The sequence below is a fragment of the uncultured Roseibium sp. genome, from assembly GCF_947496995.1.
Classification (GTDB): Bacteria; Pseudomonadota; Alphaproteobacteria; order Rhizobiales; family Stappiaceae; genus Roseibium.
This window is the reverse complement of sequence record NZ_CANMFD010000002.1, coordinates 832,709-853,557: the sequence shown is the minus strand read 5'-3', so window position 1 is coordinate 853,557 and position 20,849 is coordinate 832,709. Positions and strand designations below refer to the sequence as shown.

Annotated in this window: 20 protein-coding genes; 11 read left to right on the top strand and 9 right to left on the bottom strand. The window is 59.9% G+C overall.

The genetic code is table 11. The features are described from left to right. Positions 1–3: 3 nt before the first annotated feature. The 4 genes from Q1B40_RS12415 to Q1B40_RS12400 all read right to left on the bottom strand — a co-directional run bounded on the left by Q1B40_RS12415 (position 4) and on the right by Q1B40_RS12400 (position 6,515). The gene (locus tag Q1B40_RS12415; protein ID WP_299814597.1) at positions 4–957 is read right to left on the bottom strand and encodes a bifunctional helix-turn-helix transcriptional regulator/GNAT family N-acetyltransferase; all 954 of its coding nucleotides are present in this window, start codon (positions 955–957) and stop codon (positions 4–6) included. Between the two features lie 307 nt (positions 958–1,264). Further along, positions 1,265–4,831, bottom strand: a complete 3,567-nt coding sequence (locus tag Q1B40_RS12410) for an efflux RND transporter permease subunit (RefSeq protein ID WP_299814594.1) — start codon at positions 4,829–4,831, stop codon at positions 1,265–1,267. Then, entirely contained in the window at positions 4,828–5,931 is a 1,104-nt protein-coding gene (locus tag Q1B40_RS12405) for an efflux RND transporter periplasmic adaptor subunit (protein WP_299814591.1), read from the bottom strand. The genes Q1B40_RS12410 and Q1B40_RS12405 overlap by 4 nt, the downstream gene beginning before the upstream one ends. Positions 5,932–5,957: 26 nt before the next feature. After that, positions 5,958–6,515 carry a PadR family transcriptional regulator gene (locus Q1B40_RS12400; RefSeq protein ID WP_299814588.1) on the bottom strand — a complete coding sequence of 186 codons (558 nt, stop codon included), beginning with the start codon at positions 6,513–6,515 and terminating at the stop codon, positions 5,958–5,960. A 309-nt stretch (positions 6,516–6,824) separates the two neighbouring features. Between Q1B40_RS12400 and Q1B40_RS12395 the strand changes: the two genes are divergently transcribed. Further along, positions 6,825–7,184, top strand: coding sequence for a hypothetical protein (locus Q1B40_RS12395; protein WP_299814586.1), 360 nt, complete (start codon positions 6,825–6,827; stop codon positions 7,182–7,184). Between the two features lie 13 nt (positions 7,185–7,197). Here Q1B40_RS12395 and Q1B40_RS12390 read toward each other — a convergent pair whose 3' ends face one another. Continuing rightward, positions 7,198–7,347, bottom strand: a complete 150-nt coding sequence (locus Q1B40_RS12390; protein WP_156510613.1) for a hypothetical protein — start codon at positions 7,345–7,347, stop codon at positions 7,198–7,200. A gap of 175 nt (positions 7,348–7,522) precedes the next feature. Between Q1B40_RS12390 and puuE the strand changes: the two genes are divergently transcribed. Beyond that, entirely contained in the window at positions 7,523–8,434 is a 912-nt protein-coding gene (puuE, locus tag Q1B40_RS12385) for an allantoinase PuuE (RefSeq protein ID WP_299814583.1), read from the top strand. Between the two features lie 580 nt (positions 8,435–9,014). Further along, positions 9,015–9,200, top strand: coding sequence for a hypothetical protein (locus tag Q1B40_RS12380; protein WP_299814581.1), 186 nt, complete (start codon positions 9,015–9,017; stop codon positions 9,198–9,200). A 148-nt stretch (positions 9,201–9,348) separates the two neighbouring features. Here Q1B40_RS12380 and pcaF read toward each other — a convergent pair whose 3' ends face one another. Further along, positions 9,349–10,554: a 3-oxoadipyl-CoA thiolase gene (gene pcaF, locus Q1B40_RS12375; RefSeq protein WP_299814579.1), complete on the bottom strand. Its 1,206-nt coding sequence runs from the start codon at positions 10,552–10,554 to the stop codon at positions 9,349–9,351. Between the two features lie 112 nt (positions 10,555–10,666). After that, positions 10,667–12,067, bottom strand: coding sequence for a mannose-1-phosphate guanylyltransferase/mannose-6-phosphate isomerase (locus Q1B40_RS12370; protein ID WP_299814576.1), 1,401 nt, complete (start codon positions 12,065–12,067; stop codon positions 10,667–10,669). A 172-nt stretch (positions 12,068–12,239) separates the two neighbouring features. On the opposite strand from Q1B40_RS12370, the gene Q1B40_RS12365 reads away from it, so the two are divergent. From Q1B40_RS12365 to Q1B40_RS12330, 8 genes are all read left to right on the top strand, one after another. After that, on the top strand, positions 12,240–13,178 hold the full coding sequence (locus Q1B40_RS12365) for a metal ABC transporter ATP-binding protein (protein ID WP_299814573.1): 939 nt from the start codon (positions 12,240–12,242) through the stop codon (positions 13,176–13,178). Continuing rightward, positions 13,168–13,995 (top strand): metal ABC transporter permease, encoded by an 828-nt coding sequence (locus tag Q1B40_RS12360; protein WP_299814570.1) that lies wholly within the window; start codon positions 13,168–13,170, stop codon positions 13,993–13,995. The genes Q1B40_RS12365 and Q1B40_RS12360 overlap by 11 nt, the downstream gene beginning before the upstream one ends. Continuing rightward, positions 13,992–14,399 carry a Fur family transcriptional regulator gene (locus Q1B40_RS12355; protein WP_299814567.1) on the top strand — a complete coding sequence of 136 codons (408 nt, stop codon included), beginning with the start codon at positions 13,992–13,994 and terminating at the stop codon, positions 14,397–14,399. The genes Q1B40_RS12360 and Q1B40_RS12355 overlap by 4 nt, the downstream gene beginning before the upstream one ends. Before the next feature lie 95 nt (positions 14,400–14,494). Further along, positions 14,495–15,076, top strand: coding sequence for an NnrU family protein (locus tag Q1B40_RS12350; RefSeq protein WP_299814564.1), 582 nt, complete (start codon positions 14,495–14,497; stop codon positions 15,074–15,076). 199 nt (positions 15,077–15,275) lie between these two features. Next, positions 15,276–15,956, top strand: a complete 681-nt coding sequence (locus Q1B40_RS12345; RefSeq protein ID WP_299814559.1) for a tetratricopeptide repeat protein — start codon at positions 15,276–15,278, stop codon at positions 15,954–15,956. Beyond that, the gene (locus Q1B40_RS12340; protein ID WP_299814556.1) at positions 15,957–17,309 is read left to right on the top strand and encodes a PQQ-binding-like beta-propeller repeat protein; all 1,353 of its coding nucleotides are present in this window, start codon (positions 15,957–15,959) and stop codon (positions 17,307–17,309) included. Positions 17,310–17,460: 151 nt separating this feature from the next. After that, positions 17,461–18,888, top strand: coding sequence for a ribosome biogenesis GTPase Der (gene der, locus Q1B40_RS12335; protein ID WP_299814552.1), 1,428 nt, complete (start codon positions 17,461–17,463; stop codon positions 18,886–18,888). A 95-nt stretch (positions 18,889–18,983) separates the two neighbouring features. After that, positions 18,984–19,781, top strand: a complete 798-nt coding sequence (locus Q1B40_RS12330) for an inositol monophosphatase family protein (protein ID WP_299814549.1) — start codon at positions 18,984–18,986, stop codon at positions 19,779–19,781. A gap of 25 nt (positions 19,782–19,806) precedes the next feature. On the opposite strand, the gene Q1B40_RS12325 is transcribed toward Q1B40_RS12330, so the two are convergent. Both Q1B40_RS12325 and Q1B40_RS12320 read right to left on the bottom strand, forming a co-directional pair. Next, positions 19,807–20,178 (bottom strand): VOC family protein, encoded by a 372-nt coding sequence (locus Q1B40_RS12325; protein WP_299814546.1) that lies wholly within the window; start codon positions 20,176–20,178, stop codon positions 19,807–19,809. A 37-nt stretch (positions 20,179–20,215) separates the two neighbouring features. Next, positions 20,216–20,830, bottom strand: coding sequence for an HAD-IA family hydrolase (locus tag Q1B40_RS12320; RefSeq protein ID WP_299814543.1), 615 nt, complete (start codon positions 20,828–20,830; stop codon positions 20,216–20,218). Between the last annotated feature and the right edge of the window lie 19 nt (positions 20,831–20,849).

Below are 20,849 nucleotides of genomic sequence, written 5' to 3'. Positions count from 1 at the left end.
CTGTTACTTCGGCCGTCTGCGGATGAATTTCTGTTCGGTGACCGCCTTGCCCCACTGATCGCCGACATATTCTTCGACCAGCACGAAGCTGTGTTTTTCGTATAAGCCGCGGGCGGCTTCGAGGCCCTTCAGGGTCCAGAGATGAATTTCGTCAAATCCGAGCCTGTCGCAATGGGTGAGTGCCTTCAGGAGGAGGGCCTTGCCGAGCCCCTTGCCGCGCAGGCGCTCCGACAGGATGAACCAGCGCAGATGAGCGATATTGTCACCAAGGTCCTCGCCATCGATGCTGATCGACCCGATGATCTGTCCGTCCTCTACAACGCACCAGCTGTTGTTCGCCGGATTGCCGATACGCGGCATGAACTCGGCCATGGCTTTTGAGACAACGCTTTCAAAGGCTGGTCCCATGCCGACGATCGGCCCGTGGGTGCGGGCATGCATCGCGGCGATGTCGCCGATCATACCGGTCTGATAGCCTTCCACGATCTCGAGGGAAGGGTGCGACCCGTCCGTAGCCTCGTCAGGCGACGGCAGCGCATCGGCATAGGCGGAGAGGCTTTGGGCCACGATTTCGGCTGTCATCCCCCTTACCCTTGAAAGAGCGCCGCGCGCCAGTCGCTCACCGAACTGATCGACTGTCCGAAAGGTCTTCTTGCCTTCCGCCGTCAGGTTCAAACCGAAGGCTCGGCGGTCCGTCTCGGACCGGGTCAGCTCAATCTCGTCCCGCTTTTCGAGCGTTTTCAGCAGCCGGCTGATGGTGGATTTTTCCAGTTTCAGCCTGGCTGCCAGTTCCTTGGCCGTGATGCCCGGATGAAGCCCGATTTCCATGATGGCGTGAACACCCGAACCGGAAAGGTTGGTTCCGGCGATGGTCTTGTCGAGAAAACCGAATTCCCGGACCAGCTTCCGGGAGGCGGCGCGGACGTCCTTGACGAGGGCGGGAGAGGTTGTGGTCATGTTGAAACCCATATAGTTGTATTAAGCAACTATATGGGTAGCCGGAGCGGATTTCAAGTGAAAGCGTCCACAGGACTGAACACGGTGCACTCAGTTCAGTGGCAAACGTCCGTTCGTCGTCCCGGATGCGGTACGGATGAGAGATCGGAGAGGCAATGTTTGTCGGTGGGAAAAGGTCACTGGAACAAAAGGTCTCGTGACTCACCGGTCTCGCGTTTCGCCAGACCTGGATGACGACGGTGAGAAGACAACCTTTTCAGCGAAAAGGGCCGCCGGATACCGGCGGCCCTCATGTTTTGTCGTGGCTTCATTCCGCCGCGTGCGGCAGATCTTCTTGCGGGGGAAGCTTGGGTGAAGCCGGTTTCGGCAGGGAAACGACCGTCGCGGCAGCCCTGTCATTGTTCTCCTGCAGCGTATCGGCATGTGCTCCGTCTGTGGCCGGCAGCATCGCGTAGCCCAGTTTGCGCTGGGAGAAGGCGAAGATGGTCGCGAACAGATTGGACCACACACTTGGCGCTGCGATCATCACGGGGATCATCAGAAGGGTTAGCAGGGTCGAGAAGGCGAGGCCGGAAATTACCGCCGTTGCCAGCTGCACCCACCACACCGCTGTAATGCCGCCATAGGCGATCACCTGGTTGAAGAAGTCGAAGTTGACCATGGTCGCCATCGGGATGAGACCCGCGATGGTGGTGATCGTGGTCAGCAGGATCGGACGGATTCGCTGGGCGGATGTTTTCAGGATCGCGTCAAGCGGTGGCAGTCCGTCTTCAATGAACCGGTTGTAGGTGTCGATCAGAACGATGGCGTTGTTCACCACGATCCCCGCCAGCGCCACCACCCCGGTCCCGGTCATGATGATCGAGAAGGGCTGGTTGGTGATGAGCATGCCCAGCAGCACGCCGAAGACCGACAGGATCACCGTCGAGAGGGTCAGGAATGTCTGGTAGAACGAGTTGAACTGGGTCAGCAGGATCAGGAACATCAGGAACAGCGAGGCAACCATCGCCTTCATCAGGAACTCGCCCGACTCCTGCTGGTCCTCGTCCGCACCGCGGAACTTCAGATAAACGTTCTCCGGCCATGTCTGACCGTCCAGCCAGCTCTGGAACGCCGCGACCTGTTCCGTCGGGTTCGACCCGGACTCCGGGTTGACGGTGGCTTTCACCATCATCGAATAGAGCCCGTCCCGGCGAACGATCTCTGACACTTTCGGCGCCGGTACGCGGCTGACGAAATTCGCCATCGGCACCAGGCCGAGACTGGTCTGCAGGCGCAACTGGTCGAAGCGGCCGATGCTGCGTTCGTTTTCCGGCAGCCGGACGCGGATATCCACCTCGTCCTCGCTGTCGCCCGGCCGGTATGTCCCGATCAGGACACCGTTGGTGACGAGCTGGACCATGTTGCCGACAGAGGCGATATGGGCCTGGTAGCGGCCGGCCTGTTCCCGGTCGATGGAAATCTGCCATTCGATGCCGGGCAGGGGACGGTCGTCCTCCTGATCCATCAGGACCTCTTCACCGTTGATGTGGTCCCGGATTTTGGCAACCGCCGCGACCATGTCGTCATAGTCGGTCGACTTGACCTCAAGCTGGATATCCTTGCCAGTCGGCGGCCCGCCTTCGATCTTGCGGGTTTCAACCTTGATACCGGGGATATCCGCCGTCTGGGTGCGGATATCGGCGAAGATTTCCTTCGCCACGCGCCGGCAGCAGAAATCGGCAAGCTCGATGTTGATTTCGCCCATCACGTCGGCAGGCTTGTCCTGGACATCCCCGACCGCCGGACCGCCGGAAGACCCGCCCGGAGGAAATGCATTGGTGATGACGTTTTCAATGCCGGGGATCGTCATGATCCTGTCTTCCACCTGGACGACCAGATCACGGGCCTCGCCCGCCGACATGTTGCCCCGGCCCGAAACCAGCACGACGGCCTGTTCCGGTTCCTCATCGATGAAGAACTGCACACCGGTGGGATTGGCCACGAAGGCGCCGATGATGGCGGCGCAACTGACAACCAGCAGAAGAATCGCAGCGACGTTACCGATGGGGTTGCCGGCAAACAGCTTCAGGATCCGCACATAGATGCCGGTGAAGCCGCGAACGGTCTTGACGTCAAAGGCCTCCGATCCTGAAAGTTTGGCAGCTTCTATCCTGTCCAGCTCGGCGCGTTTGGCCGCGCGCGCCTGCGACCAGCGAACGAACGGACGCAGGATGCGGTAGGAGAAATAGCCGATCACGACGAAGGCAAGAATGCCAAGCAGGATTGTCACGGGCTGGATCAGACCGGCTGAAACGAACCCGGACAGCGCGAGTGGCACGAACGGGCCTGCGATCACCGCGAGAGCGAAAAGCAATGCAATGGTCAGGGCCAGCAGCGCGGTGGCATGGCGGCTCATCCAGTGCGAGACCTGAGCCAGTATGCCGCCGGTCACCGGCAGGAACACCATCGCTGTGAACAGCGACGCGGTCAGGACGATGATCACCATGATCGGCAGATAGCTCATGAACTCGCCGGCGACACCTGGCCACAACAGCATCGGTAGGAAGGCCACCAGTGTCGTCGCGGTCGAGGAGACGATCGGCCAGAACATCAGCTTTGCGGCGCGGATATAGGCCTCGCGGTCCTCCATGCCTTCCTGGATCTTCCGGTCGGCATATTCGGTCATCACGATCGCACCATCGACAAGCAGGCCCACCGTCAGCACGAGGCCGAACATGACCATGTTGTTGACCGTCTGGCCGATGCCGCCGAGGATGAGAAAGCCGATCATGAAGGAGGTCGGGATCGCAAGGCCGACAAGCAGGGCGGATCGCAATCCGAGCGCGGCCAGCACCAGGATCATCACCAGGAAGATCGCGGTCAGGATCGAGGATTGCAGCGAGCCGAGCACTTCGAAGATGTTGTTCGACTGGTCGAGCATCATGTCGACGCGGATCGTCTCAGGCCAATCTTCCGATGCCTTCTCGACGATCTCCCGCACGGCGGTGTTGTTCTCGATGATGTTCGTGCCGATGCGCTTGACCACCTGAAGGGAGATCGCCGGATTGCCGTTGACGCGCGTATAGGCGTTCGCATCCTTGAACGTGCGGCGGATTTCGGCAACGTCTGCCAGGGTGACGACACCTTCGCCGCTCTGTTTCAAGGGCAGGGTGTAAACATCTTCAGCCGTTTCGACGAGACCGGGAACCTTGACGTTGAACCGGCCCTTGCCGCCGTCGATGAAACCGGCCGGAACCAGCTGGTTGTTGAGCTGCAGCGTATTGAGCAGTTCCTGCTGCGTGATCGAATAGGATTCCAGCTTCTGGGTGTCGATCAGAACTTCCAGCAGCTCTTCCCGGTGGCCGGTGAGATCCGCCGAACGCACGGAGTCGATCGCCTCGATTTCATCCTTGAGCCTGCGGGCGTGCTGATAGAGCGTACGCTCTGGAACATTGCCCGAAAGGGCGATGATCATCGTCGGCGCCAGTGCGAAGTTCATTTCCGTGATGGTCGGCTCTTCGGCCTCGTCCGGAAGCTTGCTCTTTGCCTGATCGACCTTGTCGCGCACATCCGCCAGCGCCTCGTCCTTGTTGAACGAGATGTCGAATTCAAGGACGATGCCCGCGTGGCTTTCCGACGCGATCGCGGTGATTTCCTTCAGGCCGTCCAACCCGCGCAACTCCGTCTCCATCGGCCGTACCAGCAGACGCTCGGAATCTTCCGGCGAAATGCCCTGCTGGGTGATGGAGATGTAGAAGATCGGCAGGTCGATATCCGGACTTGCTTCCTTCGGAATGGAAATATAGGTCGCCGTACCGGCGATGATCAGCGCCAGCATCATGACGAAAACAGTCTTTGGGCGGCGAAGAACGCCTTCGAGCAAGTCTATCATTTGCTGACCTCTGCGGTCTGAAGAACCGGTTCCACAATCTGTCCGTCCGAGACATATTCCTGCCCAACGGTGATGGCGGTCACTTTGTCCGGCAGTCCGCCGATCCACATGCCGTCCTGGTCGCCGCCGAGAACCTTGACTGGATAAAAGACGGTCTTGTTATTTTCGTCCACGCCGCGAATTCCAACTTGTCCCGCATCGTTGAGCGTCAGAATTGCCGGCGAGATCAAGTGGGCCTTTTCAGCCGGCAGGGACAGCATTGTGAGAGCGGTGACACCGTCCCGGGCCCTGCCGTCCGCGTTCGGCAATTCAATCTCGATGCGAAACGTCTTTGTGTCGGGATTGGCTGATGGCGAGATGTAGCGCACCTTGCCGTCGAGGGATTCACCGGTCACCAGCTTGACCGTCGCCGGCATGCCCTCGGAGACGTGGCTGATTTCCAGTTCGGACACCTGCCCGATGGCAATCATCGGATCGGAATCGATCACCGTCGCACAGATATCGCCATTTTCCAGATGCGCTCCGACTTCCGCCATCGGGCTTTCGATAACGCCGTCGATGGGGGATTTTATCACGGTGCGCTGGAGTTCGAGCTCGGCCTCCTTGAGGCGGGCCCTGGCAGCGTCGCGCTGAGCGAGGACGGCGGCTACACGGTTTTCGGCGGTGAAGCCCTTGCTGTTCAACTGCGTGGCCGCATCGTGGTCGAGTTTTGCCTGGGCCAGCACGGCCTTCGCTTCCAGCACGCTTGCCTCACGGGTTCCCCGGTCAAGGACACAAAGGATATCACCTGCAGACACACGGCTGCCCTCGCGGGCCGGGCGTTCGACCACGGTGTCGGTGGTCACGGTCCGCACGGCGACCTTCGCCTCGGCTTCCGTTCTCCCGCGAACTTCCAGAACAGCCCGGCGGTCCTGAGCGACCAATTCTTGAACCTGAACACGGAAAGGGGCGCTGGTCGCCTGGCTGACGCGCAGAGCCGGAGTCGGCGCCGCATTTTCGCCGTCGCCCACGCCGCCGATTACCACCGTGCCGGTGTACATCCAGAAACCGATGCCTGCCGCTAGTCCGGCTGCCAGGACGTAGGAAAGTTTCACACGCATTATGTCTTGTCTCCGAAACTTCAGGCTTACTCAGCGGCCGCCGTATGTGGGCTGGCTGCGTCTTCAGCAATTTTGATCAAGGCCTCACCGTGTTCTTCCAGATAGGTGAGGGTGAAATTCATGCAGGCAATGCCGTAGTCCCGTGTCCATCCGGAGCCGGGGTGCGGGCAAGCAGTGTCTTTGTGTGTGTCGGTCAGCAGGCGCAATTCCTCCTGCACCTGAGCCCTGCGGCGCTCCAGCGCGCGGCGGACGACTTCCGGCGGAAGCTGCGCCGCATTCAGGGCGATGAGCAGAAACGGGGATTTGAAGGTGTCCGGTGCCTGGGGTTCGCAAAGTGAGCTTATGAATTCCGCCCGCCCGGCTTCGGTGATCGAATAGACCTTCCGTGCGGGTTTGCCGGCCTGCGGTTCCTCGCGCACGGTCACCAGCCCTTCCGACTCAAGACGCGCCAGGGCCGGATAGATCGACCCGAAGCTCGCGTCTTCGAAATAGCTGAACCGACCGTCCGTGGACTCCTTCCGGATCTCGTATCCGGTGGCATCCCCGAAAGACAGGATTGCAAGACATAGGCTGCGTACGCTCATCAATTTCTCCGCGGCCGGGAGCTCTCTCCCGGATCGACGGTCCTTCCAGCGTGATGGAATGACAGGAAGAGCCCACTCGGCAGACCTGTCAAAAGTCACATATACCGGACCGATATATCGAACAAATATATGCCTTCACCTCTTCATTCAAGAGTGCGACGCACAATTTTTCCATGTTTGGGCAACAAAATCCGTCAATCCAAACCGCTTCGATCCTGATCGCTCCTTTTGACAGCTTGTTGAAGGTGCAGGGCGGGCGTTAGAATGGAGTGAGTTCTATTCGCAATTGCAGCATCGGGAGACGGCGAGATGGACAGGATTGGCAAGATTGTCGGCCGGCTGAAACTGCCGCGCGATCCCCTGTTCAGATTATTGGCAATCAACGCTACTGCCGGAATTGCTGTCGCCGGCCTGGTTCTTGCCGGAATTTTCTGGGCCAACATCGGCAATTTACGTGTGCTGGTGCTCAATTCCGACGATCCGGTTCTCCCGGTCATCATGCTGGCCATTGCGCTGGTGATCACGCTCGGATCCGTCGTCATCGGATCGGCCATCATGCTGCTTGGTGAAAACGATGCCGGAGGCGCGACCCCGTCGAGATCCCGCCCGATGCGCATGAAAAACGATCTCAAGCCGCTGCCGGTCGCGGCGGGCGGCCGCCGCCACTGAAAATATTTGAACTTTAGTCTGCCAGCGTCCGGTAGACGACGTTCGCCTTGGCGCCGTTCGTCTGGCGCGGGTCGAAATCGGCGAACAGCGTCATGGCGGCAGCCGCAAGAAGAAGCAGCAATCCTGCGGATGAGAGCTTCATCTCTTCGGGCCTTTCAGTCATGACGTTCTCCTTGTTTGAGAGGCGATTTATAGCGTCGCAGCTTCTAAAACCCCGGTAACAGCTCCTGTAAAATTTTACTTACCGGCATTTTTGCCAAGGACGATTGTCTGCATGCTTGCACGGCTTGTCCGGATGCGCTCTTTTGTCGAAAGCGAAAGACTGCCTGGAGTGAAAAATGAGCGATTCTTATCCGCGCGACATGATTGGATACGGCCGGACACCGCCGGATCCGCAATGGCCGGGGGGAGCGAAAATCGCGGTTCAGTTCGTGCTGAACTACGAAGAAGGCGGCGAAAACAACATCCTGCACGGTGACCCGGCATCCGAAGCTTTCCTCTCGGAAATCGTCGGGGCGCAGCCCTGGCCGGGCAAGCGTCACTGGAACATGGAATCGATCTATGAATACGGCTCGCGCGCCGGCTTCTGGCGGATCTGGCGCATGTTCACCCAGCGCTCCCTGCCGGTCACGGTCTACGGTGTGGCGACTGCGCTGCAGCGCAATCCCGATGTGGTGGAGGCCATGAAGGAAGCCGACTGGGAAATCGCCTCCCACGGATTGAAGTGGATCGAATACGCAGACATGGACGAGGAGGAGGAGCGTCGCCAGCTTCAGGAAGCGATCCGCATCCATGAAGAGGTGACCGGCGCCAGACCTCTCGGCTGGTACACCGGCCGATGTTCCATGCAGACCCGGGACCTGGTCATGGAGGAGGGCGGTTTTCTCTACGATTCAGACAGCTACGCGGATGACTTGCCCTACTGGGTCGACGGTCCGAACGGTGACCATCTCGTGATTCCCTATACGCTCGATAGCAACGACATGCGCTTTGCCGCCATCCAGGGGTTCAATTCCGGAGACCAGTTCTTCAGCTATCTCAAGGACTCCTTCGACACGCTCTATGCCGAAGGGTCGGACGGCGCGCCGAAAATGCTGAATGTCGGCCTGCATTGCCGTCTGGTCGGGCGACCGGGCCGCGCAGCCGCACTTGCCCGTTTCCTCGACTATATCCTGGCCCATGAGGACGTCTGGGTTGCCCGGCGGATCGACATCGCCTGGCACTGGCATGCGCATCATGGCCGAAGCTGACCCGATCGCTCTCGCTTCGCGCGTCCGGGGATGAGGCAAGAGGAACCGCGCGTCCTGTCTCGGCGACCAGAAGAACATTTCTTCCTCGTCATGCCATGGCATCCACGCCGCTTCTTTGCCACGCACTCGAGCCTGACCTGATCTGATGTCGTGGCATGGATTGCAGTATCAAGCCCTGCAATGACGGCGCAATTTCAGGGGATTTGCGGTTCCCAAGTCGGCACTGCACGTGGCAGAGGTGATAGCTACGGCGAGAACGAGCGATGGGTAACAGGTCACAAGGCGCTTCATGGGAGGCGCCTTTTGTTTTGTGACGCAATGTATACAGCGAGCGAAATTAACCAAACTCGTTAAAATACAACTTAAAATCGCACCACACCTGTTGTGTGCAGGAACAGCATGTTTTACGACCTTGGGTAGATTAATAATCTATTAACCATTGCTTGGGGTTGTGATGCGTTATTTGCTTAGAAATTTCCATATCTTTGTTTTCGTGTCTTTCTCGGTCTTTTCTGCACTTTTTGTCGCGAACGAGCCCGAGCGGACTGTCCATCTTGTACGGCCGTTGGTTGCAGATGCGGTGGAGCTGAGGGATCTGGCTGTGGGAGCCTATCTGGAAGCCCGCGACGTTAACCTTCGGGATGCAGTGGATGAAGTCCTGTCTGTCTATATCAGGACATTGAGAATGCCGACTTTGCTGTTCGAAGGTCTTTCGGAAAGGATTGATGAGGTCGAGCGCAAGATGGCCAGACAGTCGCGCACCTGAATAGCCCGGCATGCAGGACGAACCTCGATAGAGGCTCTCCGCGCTGCCTGCTTAAATCCGATATGCACCGGATACCGTAAGGCCAAAGAGCTGACGGTCCCGACGCCACCGAATTCATTCGAAACCCGGAAAAACCTGAATCCAGACCCTAGACGGCGGCCAGTGCGATTGCGATGCCCTGTCCGACACCTATGCACATTGTCGCGAGTGCAAGTTTGCCGCCGCGTTTGTTCAATTCAAGCGCGGCTGATCCTGTAATACGCGCACCGGACATGCCAAGGGGATGGCCGAGGGCGATGGCGCCGCCATTCGGATTGACATGCTCACCGTCTTCCGGCAGGCCGAGATCGCGCATGACTGCGATACCCTGAGCGGCGAAAGCTTCGTTCAATTCAATCACATCGAACTCGGCGAGCGCGATTCCGTGCCGGGCACACAGCTTGCGCGTGGCAGGGGCAGGGCCAATCCCCATGATGCGTGGCGGAACGCCAGCCGTGGCGCCGCCGACAATCCGGGCGATCGGTTTGAGATTGTATTTCGCGACGGCGGCTTCCGAGGCGATCAGCAGCGCGGCTGCACCGTCATTGACGCCGGAAGCGTTTCCGGCGGTTACCGAGCCATTGTCCCGGAACGGTGTCTTTAGGCCGGCAAGCTGTTCCCGCGTCGTTCCGGGGCGGGGATGCTCGTCCGTATCGGCCAGCACCGGATCGCCTCTGCGCTGCGGGATCATCACCGGCACGATCTCCTCGGCGAAACGGCCGGAGGCCTGTGCCTTCCCGGCGCGTTCCTGGCTGCGCAGGGCGAATGCATCCTGATCCTGCCGCGAAATGCCGAATTCTTCGGCAACGTTTTCCGCCGTCTCGGGCATGGAGTCGATGCCATACTGGCTTTTCAGCAGCGGATTGACGAAGCGCCAGCCAATCGTGGTGTCGTGAATTTCCGCATTTCGGGAAAACGCGGTTTCCGCCTTCGGAATAACGAAGGGCGCACGGGACATGCTCTCTACGCCGCCCGCGATTGCCAGATCGATTTCTCCGGCCTTGATGGCTCTGGCGGCTGTCAGGACCGCATCCATTCCCGAACCGCACAGCCGGTTGAGCGTCAGGCCTGGAACAGTGTCCGGCAGTCCGGCCAGAAGCGCTGCCATGCGCGCGACATTGCGATTGTCTTCCCCGGCCTGATTGGCGCAGCCGTAGAAGACGTCATCGACACTCGCCCAATCCGTGTCCGGATTGCGCTCCATCAGCGCTTCGATCGGGATCGCGCCCAGATCGTCGGCACGCACGCCGGAGAGAATGCCGCCGAAACGGCCGATCGGCGTCCGGACATAGTCGCATATGAAGACGTGGTGCATGGGCTGTTCCCGGTCTCGGTGCAGGCAGGGGACCGACGCGGTCCGTTCGGCGCAAAGTCTTGCCGGAAATCAGGATGGAAGGCAAGAATGCATCACAGGCCTGAGTGGTAAGTCAGGTTTCTTGTGATGTTTCGTGCCGCAAGATATCGTCTTCATCCAGATAGGTTCCCGACTGGACCTCGATCATCCGAACCGGGATCTTTCCCGGATTGTGCAACGTATGCTGCGCACCAAGGGGAACATAAGCCGACTGGTTTTCCGTCAGCAGCCTGGTCTGCCCGTTGATGGTGATTTCCATGGTTCCGGAAACGACGACCCAGTGCTCCGCCCGGTGCAGGTGGCTCTGCAGGCTGAGGCGTTTGCCGGGTTTGATCATCATCGACTGGACGGCAAACCGGTCACCGGCGTTGATGCGTTCGGTATAGCCCCACGGCCTGTAGGAGCGCGGATGGATATCCACCTCTGTCCGGCCTTCCGCCTTGAGCTGCTCGACCACCTTTTTCACGTCTTGGGCCTTGTCCTTGTGGGCGACGAGAACGCTGTCGGTGGTGGCGATGACCATGACGTCTTCAAGGCCGATGAGCGAGACCAGACCGCGGCCCGCGTAGGCAAGACAATTGGTGCTGTCCAGAAAGCGCGCATCTCCGAGCGCGGAGTTGCCGTCGCTGTCCTTGTCGAGAACGGTCCAGATCGCCGACCAGGAACCAAGATCGTCCCACTCCGGCGCTATCGGCGCGCAGACGACATTCTCCGCCTTTTCCATGATTGCGTAATCGATGGAGATATCGGCGAGTTTTTCGAAACTCTCCTGATCGAGACGCGTGAAGTCCAGGTCGCCATGCCGGGATTTCATGACCGCGGCAATATCCTCGTACATCTCCGGCTGGTATGTCTTGAACGCTTCGATCATCGTTTTCGCCGAATACAGGAATATGCCGGCATTCCAGACATATCCGCCGTCCTTCAGGAAGGATTCGGCGCGGGCAAGATCGGGTTTTTCGACAAACGCCTCCACCGGCCGGACCGGGGCGTCGCCTGCGGCAACCTTGATATAGCCGTAGCCGGTATTGGGCTCGCTCGGCGTGATGCCGAAAGTGACGATGGCGCCGTTCCTGGCAGCTTCCTCGGCAGTAAAGACGGCATCAAGGAAAACGTCTTCTTTCTTGATCAGGTGATCGGAGGGAAGCAGCAGCACAAGCGCCTCCGGGTCGGTCTCGGCGGCGATAATGGCCGCCATGAGCGCAGGGGGGGCCGTGTTTCGGCCAACCGGTTCCAGCAGGATTGAATTTGCCTCCAGACCGACTTCGACCAGCTGTTCTCCGATAAGAAAGCGGTGATTGTTGCTGCCGATCACGATCGGGGCGGCAAAGCCGGGCTGGTTGACGCGCTTGCAGGTTTTCTGGAAAAGGCTTTCGCCTTCAAACAGGGTCAAAAACTGCTTCGGCCGGTCTGTGCGTGACATGGGCCAGAGCCGCGAACCGATGCCACCGGACAGAATGCATGGAAAAATCATATGCCTGTTCCCGAAAATTCATTTGCGCAGTGTAAACTCAACTCCCGTCCAACCGTTCCGAGGAATAAACATCGCCGGTGGAAGTTGCAAGCGGCGGGCGGGACCGCTATGTGTGTTACAACATAACATAGATGCACGCTTCGCAGGACGGGCGTTCCAGGCTCGCAATACCATGAAACAGCCAGACTTAAAGCCAGAATCCGGACCGGGGCTCGCACCCGTGTCCTTGCAAGAGCCCGTGCTGGTACGGCTCGAGCGGGCAGGCATCCGCAAGGGGGCGGACTGGCTGGTCCGCGGCGTCGACCTGACGGTTTCACCAGGCGAAATCGTCACCCTGATCGGTCCGAACGGTTCCGGAAAATCCACGACCGCCAAGATGGCGCTCGGCATCCTGAAACCGAGCGAGGGGCGTGCATCGAGACGGCCCGGTCTCAAGGTGGGCTATGTTCCGCAGAAGCTCGCCATCGACTGGACGCTGCCGCTGAGCGTTCAGCGGTTCCTGCGCCTCACCAATCCTTTGTCCGACGCGCAATGCAGGCAGGCGCTTGAGCAGACGGGTGCCGCCAGGCTGATGAAGTCGGAAATGCGGACCCTGTCGGGCGGCGAGCTCCAGCGCGTCATGCTGGCGCGGGCCATCGCGCGGCACCCGGATCTTCTCGTCCTCGACGAGCCGGTGCAAGGCGTGGATTATGCCGGTGAAATCGCGATCTACGACCTGATTTCCGAAATTCGCAGTTCTCTCGGCTGCGGCATTCTGATGATTTCCCATGACATTCACATCGTCATGGCCGCCGCCGATCAGATCATCTGCCTGAACGGCCATGTCTGCTGCCGTGGGACGCCTTCCGATGTCAGCAAGAGCGACAGCTACCACGCACTTTTCGGAGCACGCGCCGGGACCGCGCTGGCGGTCTATGAACATCATCATGACCACGTTCATCTGGCGGACGGGCAGGTTCGCCATGCAGATGGCTCGCTGTGTTCCGATTGCCCGGGAGACCACCACGACCACACCGCAGAGGGACATGATCATTCCATGGATGGGCATGTAACGGACACAACCGGCCGGGACGAAGCCGGCAAACGCAAAGATCTCGGCAATGCTGGATGATTTTTTCACAAGGGCCCTGGTTGCCGCGGTCGGTGTGGCGCTGGTTGCCGGACCGCTGGGCTGCTTCATCATCTGGCGCCGAATGGCCTATTTCGGCGACACGCTTTCCCATGCCGCTCTCCTGGGGGTCGCGCTTTCGCTGCTGCTGGAGGTCAACACCACTCTGACAGTCGCGGTTGTCTCCGTCATTGTGGCCGTGTTGCTGCTTTTCCTGCGGCGCAGCGACACTCTGTCGTCCGACGCGCTCCTGGGGCTTCTGTCCCATTCGGCGCTGGCCCTGGGGCTGGTGTGCCTTGCCTTCATGACGTGGGTTCGTGTCGACCTGCTGGGACTGCTCTTCGGCGATATCCTTGCAGTGACAAGGATCGACATCGCCATGATTTACGGCGGCGGCGGGCTTGTATTGTGCGTGCTGGCGCTGATCTGGCGGCGGCTCTTTGCGGCAACGGTCAGTCCGGATTTGGCCGCCGGGGAGGGCCTGCAGCCGGACCGCACGGATCTGGTCTTCATGGTGCTGACGGCTGTGGTGATTGCCATATCGCTGAAGATCATCGGTGCGCTGCTGATCACCGCACTGCTGATCATTCCGGCGGCCGCCGCGCGCCGGCTTTCATCGACGCCGGAGCAGATGGCCGTTGTCGCTGGGCTCACAGGCGCCGCGTCGGCCGTCGGGGGCCTGTATGCGTCCTTGCACTACGACACGCCGTCCGGCCCGTCGATTGTCGTGGCGGCCATGGTGTTGTTTGCGGTCAGCCTTGTCCCCGGAGGGCTAATCGTGAGAAGGATGGTTTCAAAGACGCGAGGAGACCGGCCGTGAGGACGCATGCTCAACACGAACTGACGAAAAACCAGGCCCTGGTTTTCGGCTCTCTTTCCGAAGCGGGTGGTCCCTTGACGGCCTATGCCATTCTGGATCTTCTGCGCGAAGATGGCTTCCGGGCGCCGCTTCAGGTCTATAGAGCGCTCGACAAGCTGGTCGAATTCGGAATAGTCCACCGCCTGGAAAGCTTGAATGCATTTGTGGCCTGCAGCCACAAGGATTGCACCGGGCACGGTTCAGCCGCTTTCGCCATCTGCGAAAAATGCGGGGATGTGCGCGAGTTCACACCTGACGACGCGGTCAGGCTGTTGAAAGACTGGACCGAAAGTCAGGGCTTCGCGCTGGCAAGAACGACAATTGAATTACGCGGTACCTGCAAGGACTGCGTCGCCTCCGGTTAACCTGGGTTTGCGCTGTATCTGTGCCTGTTTGCCTGATGGGCAGGTTCAGTGTGCGACGGCTGGGGCGCTTTGAGGTGAATTGAGGGAGAGCGGGAATGGTTTTACTTGTTGCGGGACTTGTTTTGTTTCTGGGGGTGCATCTCGTGCCGACGAGACCGGCCCTTCGATCCGGATTGATTTCGAAGCTCGGTGAATATGGCTACAAGGGCGCCTTCACGCTGATTTCTGCAGCGGGATTCATCCTCATCGTCTACGGCTATGGTGCCGCGCGCTTCGACGGGTCGCCGATCTTGTACGACCCACCCGTCTGGCTGCGCCATGTCACCTTGCTGCTGATGATACCGGTCTTCATCTTTCTCGTTGCCGCTTACGTCCCGTGCCGGATCAGGAATGCCCTGAAACATCCGATGCTGGTTGCGATCAAGCTCTGGGCCCTGTCCCATCTGCTCGCCAACGGCGATCTGGCCTCCGTACTGCTTTTCGGCTCCTTCATGGCTTGGGCGGTGTTCGACAGGATATCGGTCAAGCGGCGCGGGCCGGGGGCCGGGCAGCCGGACTTTGTTTCGGGCGATCCGGGCAAATGGTCCGATGTCAGCGTGATTCTGGTCGGGCTCGCTCTTTATGGATTGTTCGTCTGGAAACTTCATGCGCTGCTGATCGGAGTATCCGTGACCTGAAGCGGGCACACTGCGGCGGAAATTCCGGCAGATCCGGCCTTTTCGGCGGGCCTTGCCCCACTTGCGCCATGAAATGCAGGTTAAGCCCGTTCAGGGAATTGCCCGAAACGGATCAAATGGATAATGTGCGCCACTCAAACAGGGGCGTAGTCCGGCCAGCTTGCCGGACAGACAGAGTGAATGCAGGAAAAAGACACGCATGTCCGATATATTTCGTGAAGTCGATGAAGACATCCGCCAGGAGAAGTACCGTCGACTTTGGGACCGGTTCGGCTTCTGGTTGATCGGTGTTGCGGTCCTGATTGTGGTCGGCACGGGTGGTTATCGCGGTTGGCTCTACTGGCAGGAAAATCAGTCGCAGACGGCCGGCGACAAATTCTTTGAAGCCGTTCAGATGTCCGAGGCTGGAGATTTCGAGGGTGCGGCCGCACTTTACGGCGAGCTCGACTCGGCCATTGGCGGTTATCCTGCCTTGGCGAAGTTCCGCCGGGCGACGGATCTGGCAAATGCCGGGCAGACGGACGAGGCACTTGCCGAATTCGACGCCCTGTCCAATGAAAGCAGCCTTTCGGATGCCCTCAAGGACGTGGCGGCCCTGCGCGCGGGCTATCTCGTGGTGGATACACAGGATTACGCCAGTGTGGCCGACCGGGTGGAAAGACTGACGGGCGATACCGGACCGTTTCGGGCTGCGGCGCGTGAACTGCTTGCTCTAAGTGCCTGGAAGAACGGTGATATCGAAACCGCTCGCGAATGGATAACCGCGCTTGAAGAAGATCCGGAAACGCCCGCTGATCTGAACCGCCGCGTGGCGCTTCTGGCCGATGTCATCCGCGCCGAGAACGGCGACGTGAAGGCGGACAGTGAAGGAAACAACTAGGTGATTTTTGCGACCGTTTCTTCCAGCCGGCGTGGTTTGTTCGGTGTACTGGCTTTGTCTCTGGCCCTGACCGGATGCGGCTCGGTCGGCGAGTTTGCCGATAGTGTGAACCCCTTTGGCCGCGAAAAGATTCTGCCGGGCGAACGCGCACCGGTTTTCGACGGCGCGGATCCCGTCGCGCAGGCGCTTGGCCAGTCCGCATCGGTCGGCCCCGCCACCGGCGGACAAAGCTGGACAACCGCCGGCGGCGGATTGACCAACGATCCGGGCAATGTGGCCATTTCGGTTTCCGGCAACAGGTCCTGGCGCTCTCAGGTTGGTTCCTCGGGAGGCGGTATCACCTCCTCGGCGCTGCGAATTTCGGCCCGTCCGGTCAGCGATGGCAGCCGGATCTACATCTACAAGCCGAACGGCGAAGTTGTTGCCCTGTCGACAGGTGGCGCACGCCAGTGGACGCAGAACCTGCGTCCGGAAGGCGAACGTGACATCGGACCTGGGGGCGGCGTGACCGTCGAGGGCGGCGTGGTCTATGCGGCGACCAGCTACAGGCAGCTCGCAGCGCTCGAAGCCGGGTCAGGCCGTGTGATATGGAAGGTCGATCTGGATACGCCGGCGCGCGGCGCGCCTGTGGCCGGTGCCGGCCATGTGTTCGTGGTCTCGCAATCCAACGAGGTTTACGCACTCTCCCAGTCAGATGGCAGCATTGCCTGGACATATGCCGGCATCGAGGAAACCGCGGGGCTTCTGTCCGCCGCCAATCCCGCCATTTCCGGCAACCGGGTGATCGTGCCGTTCTCCTCCGGTGAAATCATGGCGATCAACATCAAGTCCGGCGAACCGGAATGGGTCGACGGGGTCTCGCGCGGATTCCGTACACTGGCCCTCTCGGGTCTGGCGGATGTGTCGGCAAGTCCGGTCGTCTCCGGGAACACGGTCTATGCGACCGGTGTTGCCGGTCGTACCGTCGCCGTCGACGTTCGCAGCGGACAGCGCAAGTGGGAACAGGATCTGGGCAGTGTTCATACGCCGGTCGTTTCCGGAAGCGCGCTGTTCATGGTGGATCTCGATGACCGGATGGTGGCAGTCAGCCTGAAGTCCGGGGAAACCCTCTGGGCAACCGCTCTGCCGCGCCCGGAAAAGAAGAAAAGCCGGCGCAACTGGGCAGGTCCCATTCTGGCCAATGGAACACTTGTGGCGTTCTCCAGCGACGGGCAGATTGCTCTCGTGGATGCCGCTTCCGGCAAGGTCATGTTGACCCAGCGCACCAACACGGATGTCTACGTGACGCCGATCGCGGCGGGTGGCCGTGTTGTCGTGCTGACCGGCAATGACGGTGTCGCCGCGTTCAATTAGTTTTTGGAGCACTTGCGTCCGCATCAGCGCGGACGAGATGCTTTGACACTTTAAAATCGATCAGTTCTTCTGCTTTTCTGCGGTCCCGCAGGAAAGCGGACTGATCATAGGCCGGGCCCGTTCAGGAGGTCCGCCATCAGGAGTAATTGCTGTGGGCGCTACAGTCGCCATTATCGGACGGCCGAATGTCGGCAAGTCCACGTTGTTCAATCGACTGGTCGGCAAGCGCCTGGCCCTCGTTGACGACACACCGGGCGTGACCCGAGACAGGCGTCCGGGCGACGCCCGTCTGGGCGATCTGCGCTTCACCATCATCGACACCGCCGGTCTCGAAGACGCGGACATGAGCACGCTGGCAGGACGCATGCGGCGCCAGACGGAAGAAGCCATCGAAACCGCCGATGCCGTTCTCTTCGTCATCGATGCACGTGCCGGCGTCACGCCGCTCGATGCCCATTTTGCCGATGTCGCGCGCAAGACGACGCGCCCGGTGATCCTGCTTGCCAACAAGGCGGAAGGCCGGGCAGGCGAGGGCGGCTTATACGAATCCTATTCGCTCGGCCTCGGTGAACCGATCGCCATTTCCGCCGAACACGGCGAGGGCCTTGCCGATCTCTACGATGCGCTGAAACCGCATGTCGACCGGATTGACGACGAAGAAGAAGCCCGCCGCGAAGAAGCCGTCACCAATGTCGCGGTCGACGAGGACGGCGAGATTGTCGGCGAGGAAGATCCTGTCGGAACCCATGACCGCCCGTTGCGCGTGGCGATTGTCGGCCGGCCGAATGCCGGTAAATCGACGCTCATCAACAAGATGCTCGGTGAGGATCGCATGCTGACAGGCCCCGAAGCGGGCATCACGCGCGATTCCATTTCCGTCGAGTGGATCTGGCGAGAACGGCACATAAAGCTTTTCGATACTGCAGGCATCCGCCGCAAGGCGCGCGTACAGGAAAAGCTGGAGAAACTCTCCGTCGCGGACGCGCTTCGAGCGATCAAGTTCGCCGAAGTGGTGGTGGTGACGCTCGACGCCACCATGTCCTTCGAAAAGCAGGACCTTCAGATCATCGATCTTGTCGCGCGCGAGGGCCGGGCCCTGGTGATCGCGATCAACAAATGGGATCTGGTCGAGGACCGGGAAGCGGCCTGGAAGAAGATCCGCGACGCCAACGAGCGCTATTTCAACCAGATCCGCGGCGTACAGATCGCAACCCTGTCCGGTCTTCAGGGCCAGGGCATCGACAAGCTGGTGGAAAGCGTCTTCACCGCATACGAGGCCTGGAACTCGCGTGTTTCCACCTCCAAGCTGAACCGCTGGCTGGAGCGGGTGACGGTCAACCATCCGCCGCCGGCCGTCGCCGGTCGCCGCGTGCGCCTGCGCTACATGACCCAGGCGAAAACCCGTCCGCCGCATTTCGTGGTGTTCTGCTCCCGGCCGGAACAGCTGCCGGAGAGCTACACCCGCTATCTGGTGAACACGTTGAGAGCCACCTTCAACATTCACGGCACACCTATCCGCCTGTCCTACCGCAAGGGCGAAAACCCTTACGCGACCAAGAAAAAGCGGAAAATCCAGTAGCCGGGTCCACCTCGTTTCAATCATTCACGCGAAAGCTGTTCGATTTTCCCTGAACAGCTTTTCCTCCGCCAAAACTCTTTGAAGGAACTCTTTTGATGTCACAAGAACGGCTTGATTTCGCCGAAACCCTGGCCCGTAAGGCAGGTGAACTCGGAGTGGAATATTTCCGCAAGCTGGACACCTTGACGGTGACGCAGAAGGGCCACCAGGACCTCGTCTCCGAAGCCGACCGCAATGTGGAAACGCTCATTCGCGGCGAGATCGCCAAGGCTTATCCGCAAGACGCCATTCTGGGCGAGGAACACGGCATGGAAGAGGGCACCTCGGGTTTTACCTGGGTGACGGACCCCATCGACGGTACGGCGAATTTTGTCGCCGGCATCCCGCAGTGGTGCGTGATCATCGCCTGCGTCCACCAGGGCCAGGTGATCGTCGGTGTCATCCATGATCCGGTCTCCAACGAAACCTTCAAGGCGGCGGCAGGTCACGGGGCCTTTCTCAACGGCAAGCCCATCAAGGCGTCCGACAGCAAGAGCCTTTCCCACGGTTCCGTCGGCGTCGGCTTCAACGGCCGCACGGCGGTCACCGACGCTGTGAATGTCGTCGGAGCGCTCGTTTCCAAGGGCGGCGTCTTCTTCCGCAATGCCTCCGGCGGCCTGATGCTCGCCTACGCCGCTTCCGGCCGTCTCATCGGCTATGTGGAATCCCACATGAACGCATGGGACTGCCTTGCCGGCATGCTGATCACCCGGGAAGCCGGCGGCGAAGTGATGGAACAGGATATCAACCATTCCCTCACTCACGGTGCCCGCGTGGTCGTCGGCGCTCCCGGCGTCTTCAGCGACCTGAAGGAAATCGCCGAAAGTTCCTTCTCCCCACTCGAAGCGGCCTGACCGGAAAAACCGCTTTTTTGCAGGTTCACACGTGCTGATCGACCAGGACCGGGTTTCCGTCCGGGTCGATCAGCATGAAACTGGCGCGGCCGCTGCCCGACTCGTCCGCCTCCGAGACGAAGCTGTAGCCTTTGGCTTTCAGGTCTTTCTGGATGTCCCGCACGTCCTGAAAATCCTTCAGGGGCTGGCCGTCCTGATCCCATCCGGGATTGAAGGTCAGGATGTTGTTCTCGAACATGCCCTGAAACAGCCCGATAATCGTGTCGCCGTTCTTGAGGACGGTCCAGTTATCCGCGTTGGAAATTCCGATATCTGCAAAACCGAGACCTTCGTAAAAGGCCTTTGATTTTTGAAGATCCTTGACCGCAAGACTGATTGAAAACGCACCGAGCTGCATGGAAAGCTCCTTTCCCTGAATGCCGGGAAGCATGCTTTCAAAGACCGAGAAAGGACGCAAGCTCCGAGCGGGTGTCTTCGGTGAAATGAAAAACCTGCCAGCCGAGCGCAGCGGCTGATCTGATATTCGCGGCACTGTCGTCGATCAGAAGAATCTCGCGGGGAGCCAGGCCTATCGCTTCGGCGACGTGCCGGAAAAAAACCGCGTCGGGCTTGGCATGACCGATGCGGCCCGACGAGAACACGCGGCTGACCAGCTTTCCGAACCCCGCGTTCTCCTCGATATAGGCGGAGCGCCGGGTCTCGTTGTTCGTCGCAATCACCTGGAGAATGTTGCGTTCGGCCAGTTGGCCGAGCAGCTCCACTGTGTAGGGATCTTTCAGGTCGTCCTTGGCGAACCAGTAGTCCAGAAGCGTGGACGCGTCGACAGCGTGACCGCTATGGTCAAGCCAGTCCTGCACATGGGTTTTCAGATCCCGCTTGCCGGAGATCATGTGTACGAACTGTGCGTCGAAAACGCCTTTCTCGAAAACCTCGAGCGGAATGCCCAGATCGGCTTCAAGAGTGTCGGCCCACACAAACCGGCCGTTGACGATGTTGCGGTTGAGCACCCCGTCAAAGTCCCAGGCGATTGCCCTGGTGTCGCTGTGCATTTGCGAACGTTCCGAATTC